Raw genomic sequence first — 4,593 nt, forward strand, 5'->3', positions numbered from 1 at the left:
GGTCTGCAACAAGCTCATGCATGTCTCGCCCTTCTGCGAGGTGAGCGGTTTCTATCGTTTCCGCTTTCGCGACCAGGCACGGCATGAGGACGCGGGCGGAAATACCGCCTTCGTCGGCATCGACTATTACGACCACGGCCATCCGTCGGAAGTGGCGCAGGGTTTGCAGCCCCTGATGCGCACCTCGGTCGGCGGCCATCTGCATCCCCTGACCGCGGCCACGGCCTTCGGCGCGCTGTGTGCGCAGCCGTTCCTGACGCTGGGCGTGGTCGCCCGTATCCACTGGCAGGCCTTGCTGTTGTGGCGCAAGCGCGTGCCCTGGTTCAGCAAGCCCGAGCGCGTCGCAGCCGCAGGTACTTCTTCTGGAAAGGAAACCCTATCGTGAATCGTATCCCCGCATTGCAGACTACCGGCCGCCGCGCCGGCCCGATTTCGGCCCGCCTGTTCCTGGCGATGCTGGAACGTCTCAGCCACGGCCACCTGGAACTGATCACACCCCATGGCACCACGCTGACCTTCGGCGATCTGCGCCAGCCGCCCAGCGCGCAACTGCGCATCCTCGACTGGCGTGCCTGCGGTGCCATCCTGCGCGCCGGTGACATCGGTTTCGGCGAAGCCTACGGCAATGGCTGGGTGGAAACGCCCGACCTGGCCGCGCTGCTGCGCCTGGCCATGCGCAACCGGGCGATGCTTGCCAGCGCGGTCGAGGGCGGACGCCTGGCCTCGCTGTGGTACCGCCTGCGCCACCTGCTGCGCTCCAACACGCGCAGCGGCAGCCGCCGCAACATCCATGCGCATTACGACCTGGGCAATGATTTTTATCGCCTGTGGCTGGACCCGACCATGACCTATTCGTCGGCCATCTTCACCGAGCCCTGCCAGAGCCTGGCCTCGGCACAGGCCGCCAAGTATCAGCGCATCGTTGACCAACTTGGCTTGCAGGCGGGCGATCGCGTGCTGGAAATCGGCTGCGGCTGGGGCGGCTTTGCCGAACATGCGGCGCGCCTGGGCATCCGTGTGCATGGTGTGACGATCTCGCCGTCGCAGCTGGCCTTCGGTCAGGAGCGCATGCGCCACCAGCAGCTCGAGCACCTGGCGCATCTGGAACTGTGCGACTACCGTGATCTGGATGGGAAATACGATGCCATCGTGTCCATCGAAATGTTCGAAGCCGTCGGCGAGCGTTTCTGGCAGACGTATTTCGATACCGTCTCGGCCCGCCTGAAACCCGGTGGCCGTGCGCTGATCCAGTCGATCACCATTGATGAAGCGGTATTCGAACGCTATCGCGACAGCGCCGACTTCATCCGCGAATTCATCTTCCCTGGCGGCATGCTGCCCAGCCATGAGCGCTTCTCGCGCTGCGCGCTGCGCGCCGGCCTGACCACGCGTGACCGCTTCCATTTCGGCCGTGATTACGCCGAGACCCTGCGCCGCTGGAACGACGCCTTCCAGGCCCAGCGCGAGACCATTGCCGCGCAAGGTTTCGATGAGCGCTTCCGCCGGCTGTGGCAGCTGTATTACGTGTTCTGCGAAGTGGGCTTCGATGAAGGCCAGACCGATGTGGTGCAGTTCCTCTTGCAAAAGGAGTGAGTCATGAATGCCAAGCTGATGCGCACGGGTCTGCCCGCGCGCCTGTGGAAGGGGATCGCGCTGGCGCTGCTGGCGCTGGTGCTCGGTGGCTGCGCCTCGCAGCAGATATCGGACTACGCCGGCAAGACCCCGGTGTTCGATCCGGCAGTGTTCTTCAAGGGCCGCACTGAGGCCTGGGGCATGTTCCAGAAGCGCGGTGGCGAAGTGGCGCGGCGTTTCCATGTGGTCGTGACCGGTACCGTGGACGGCAACACGCTGACGCTGGACGAGCGTTTCCGCTATGACGACGGCGAGACCCAGACCCGCGTCTGGACCCTGGTGCGCCAGCCCGACAACAGCTGGCGCGGTCGTGCCGGTGATGTCATCGGCGAGGCCATCGGCCACACCGCCGGCAATGCCTTGCACTGGAATTACACGCTGCTGCTGCCGGTCAATGACAAGCAATACGAAGTCCAGATGGATGACTGGATGTACCAGATGGACGAACGCACCCTCATCAACCGCACCAGCATGAGCAAGTTTGGTGTGGAAGTGGGCCAGGTCACGTTGTTCTTCCGCAAGGAGGGTGTATGAATACCCAGTCCAAGCCCCTGCCCAAGGAGGCTGCCGGGGTTGCTGCCGAGCGCGCACCGATCTCGCGTCCCGCCGTGTTGTTCGGGCCCATGAACCAGCCGGTCAGTGACCTGCGCGGCCTGCGCATCTGGCTGGTCGGTGCCTCCAGCGGCATTGGTGCCGAACTGGCGCGCCAGGCGCTGCAGGCAGGTGCCCGCGTGGCCTTGTCGGCGCGCCGTGCGGACGTATTGCAGGAGGTCGCGGCAGCCCACAAGAATGCCTTCATCGCGCCGCTGGATGTGCTTTGCCACGATGCCTGGCGCGACCAGCATGCGCGCATCGTTGAGGCCTTCGGCGGTGTTGACCTGCTGGTGTTCTGTGCGGCCAAGTATCGCCCGGAGCGCACATGGGAGGTTCAGGAAGAGGAAGCCGAGCACACCTTGCGCACCAACGTCGCCAGTGTGTATTCGGCGCTGGGTGCGGCGCTGCCCGATATGCTGGCACGTGGCAGCGGCGGCATTGCGCTGGTGGCCAGCGTGGCCGGCTATGTGGGGCTGCCGGGCGCGACCGTATATGGTCCCGGCAAGGCGGCCCTGATCAATCTTGCGGAAATTCTTTATAGCGATTTGCGGCCCAAGGGATTGAACGTGTATCTGGTCAATCCGGGCTTCGTGAAGACCGACCTGACCGACAAGAACGACTTCCCCATGCCGGCCATCCAGACGCCGCAGCAGGCGGCCACCGCCATCTGGCGCGGGATCTCCGAAGGCCGCTTCGAGATCCACTTCCCGCGTCGCTTCACGGCCTGGCTGAAGATACTGCGCCTGCTGCCGTTCCGGCTGCGCTTCATGCTGTTCCAGCGCTTCATGCTGAGCTGACCATGCAGCATCTTGACCGCTTGCTGGACTGGTATGGTGCGCTGGATCGCAGCAGCCTGGAACGGATTGGGGAATTTTATTCGCCGGAGGCTCTGTTCAAGGATCCCTTCAACGACATCAAGGGGCTGCGATCCATCCGCGCCATCTTTGCGCACATGTTCGAGACCACGGAGGATCCGCGCTTCGTGATCCTGGAACGCATGGGGCAGGGTGAGCAGGCCTTTGCCACCTGGCGTTTCGAATTTCGGCTGAAGGGCCGTTTCTACACGGTGCTGGGGGCGACGCATTTTCGCTTCGATGCGGCGGGCCTGGTGACCGAGCATCGCGATTACTGGGATGCGGCTGAAGAGCTGTGGCAGAAATTGCCGGTCATTGGCGGGCCGGTGAAGTGGTTGCGGGGGAAGTTCAGGGCGACCACTTATTGATGACGCGTCTGTTCTGCGCGGAGCAAGCAATTTCTCCACGACCCATGTGTGGAAATTAATTCCACAATGCGCCCTGTCGATTCGCGTACCGGGTGCCAGTCAGGAACGGAATCAAGCGACTGACTGCAGGTCCGCCTCCCAGGGCCATGCCGGATGCACCTACTGCGCGCTCTGCGGCAACTGCCGCAAGGCTTGCAATGAGGGCATCGCATTCCACGCCATCAAGGCCGCTTCCTGCTGCGGCCCATTGGCTTGCAGCCATTGCGCCATGTCGTTACCAGCCTGCGGTCCATAGATCCGATGCGAGTGAATGAGGATGAAACCCGTCCCCTCCACCAGCACGAAGCGCGCGAAGACTGCCTCCAGAAAACCCGGATTGCCCAGCACTGCTGCGATGTAGTGTTCGGCGGGCCGGGTGTCGGAGCGGGGCAGCGAATTGATGCGGACCACCTTGCCCGCCGTCTGGTAGCGCTTGAGCACGAGGTTGGCCAGCTGCGCCAGCTTGTCGCCATCGGTGGCCTGCTCGACGACATTGATGGTGACCATGTCGGTCCAGTGGTTCAGGTCCGTTTCCGCAGGTGGCGTAAATTCGTTCTGGCCATTCTTTGACCAGCGATGCACGTAGTTGACGTTGTCGAACGTCAATGCCTCAGCGCCGGCGGCCAGCGCCAGTGCAGGAATCAGGGTCAAGATCGCGGCCATGTAGCGCAGCGGACCTGGCAGGAAAGTGGTTTGAGGCATGGCGAACTCCTTGTTCTTGCAGGGGGGAATTATAGGTTGACCGCCGCGCACTTGCCGTCAATCCGTCGTACTCGGCGTCCAGAACGCCTGCTTCACGGCAGGCAAGGCCAGCAGACGTTCCACCAGCGCATCGAGTTCATCGCCATCCACGGAGGTCGCCGCCAGGGTGGCTTCGATTTCCACTTCATCCTCCGTAAAGGGCCGCACGTCCAGTCCATGCGTAGGATGGCGGCTCTGTTCCAGCATGTCGGTGACGGCCATGAGCACGCGCTTCTGGTGCGCGCTTTCCACGATCAGGTGGATGGTGTTGGTCACTTCCACCGAAGGCACATCCAGCGGCTTGCGGTTGATGGTGTTGACCACCGGGCGCAGCAGGGTGTTTGCGGCCAGCACGAAGAGGGGGG

At 63.3% G+C, this 4,593-nt stretch carries 6 protein-coding genes and 1 pseudogene; 5 read left to right on the forward strand and 2 right to left on the reverse strand.

Going from position 1 to position 4,593, the window contains the following annotated elements; translation table 11 throughout:
* The 5 genes from B3873_RS03625 to B3873_RS03645 all read left to right on the forward strand — a co-directional run.
* Window positions 1-385 (forward strand): DUF1365 family protein (locus tag B3873_RS03625; RefSeq protein ID WP_286864087.1); only part of this gene is annotated, 385 nt, incomplete at its 5' end.
* Window positions 382-1,593: an SAM-dependent methyltransferase gene (locus tag B3873_RS03630; RefSeq protein ID WP_286864089.1), complete on the forward strand. Its 1,212-nt coding sequence runs from the start codon at window positions 382-384 to the stop codon at window positions 1,591-1,593. The genes B3873_RS03625 and B3873_RS03630, both read left to right, overlap by 4 nt.
* Before the next feature lie 3 nt (window positions 1,594-1,596).
* Entirely contained in the window at window positions 1,597-2,166 is a 570-nt protein-coding gene (locus tag B3873_RS03635; protein WP_085946228.1) for a DUF3833 domain-containing protein, read from the forward strand.
* Window positions 2,163-3,023, forward strand: coding sequence for an SDR family NAD(P)-dependent oxidoreductase (locus tag B3873_RS03640; protein ID WP_286864090.1), 861 nt, complete (start codon window positions 2,163-2,165; stop codon window positions 3,021-3,023). Before B3873_RS03635 ends, B3873_RS03640 begins: the two co-directional genes overlap by 4 nt.
* A 2-nt stretch (window positions 3,024-3,025) precedes the next feature.
* Window positions 3,026-3,448: a nuclear transport factor 2 family protein gene (locus B3873_RS03645; protein WP_039789077.1), complete on the forward strand. Its 423-nt coding sequence runs from the start codon at window positions 3,026-3,028 to the stop codon at window positions 3,446-3,448.
* A gap of 159 nt (window positions 3,449-3,607) precedes the next feature.
* Here B3873_RS03645 and B3873_RS03650 read toward each other — a convergent pair whose 3' ends face one another.
* Both B3873_RS03650 and B3873_RS03655 read right to left on the reverse strand, forming a co-directional pair.
* A complete protein-coding gene (locus tag B3873_RS03650; protein WP_286864091.1) occupies window positions 3,608-4,189 on the reverse strand; it encodes a hypothetical protein in 582 nt (193 codons plus the stop codon).
* 57 nt (window positions 4,190-4,246) lie between these two features.
* Window positions 4,247-4,593: pseudogene (locus B3873_RS03655) on the reverse strand (MgtC/SapB family protein); the annotation flags it as partial.

This window comes from Herbaspirillum sp. UBA812, from assembly GCF_002296545.1.
GTDB classification, from domain to species: Bacteria; Pseudomonadota; Gammaproteobacteria; order Burkholderiales; family Burkholderiaceae_D; genus Herbaspirillum; species Herbaspirillum huttiense.

Bases quoted from the DNA above. Each gene is read 5' to 3' on its own strand.
- B3873_RS03645 (WP_039789077.1), top strand. From the start codon at position 3,026: ATGCAGCATCTTGACCGCTTGCTGGACTGGTATGGTGCGCTGGATCGC.
- B3873_RS03640 (WP_286864090.1), top strand. From the start codon at position 2,163: ATGAATACCCAGTCCAAGCCCCTGCCCAAGGAGGCTGCCGGGGTTGCT.
- B3873_RS03650 (WP_286864091.1), bottom strand. From the start codon at position 4,189: ATGCCTCAAACCACTTTCCTGCCAGGTCCGCTGCGCTACATGGCCGCG.
- B3873_RS03635 (WP_085946228.1), top strand. From the start codon at position 1,597: ATGAATGCCAAGCTGATGCGCACGGGTCTGCCCGCGCGCCTGTGGAAG.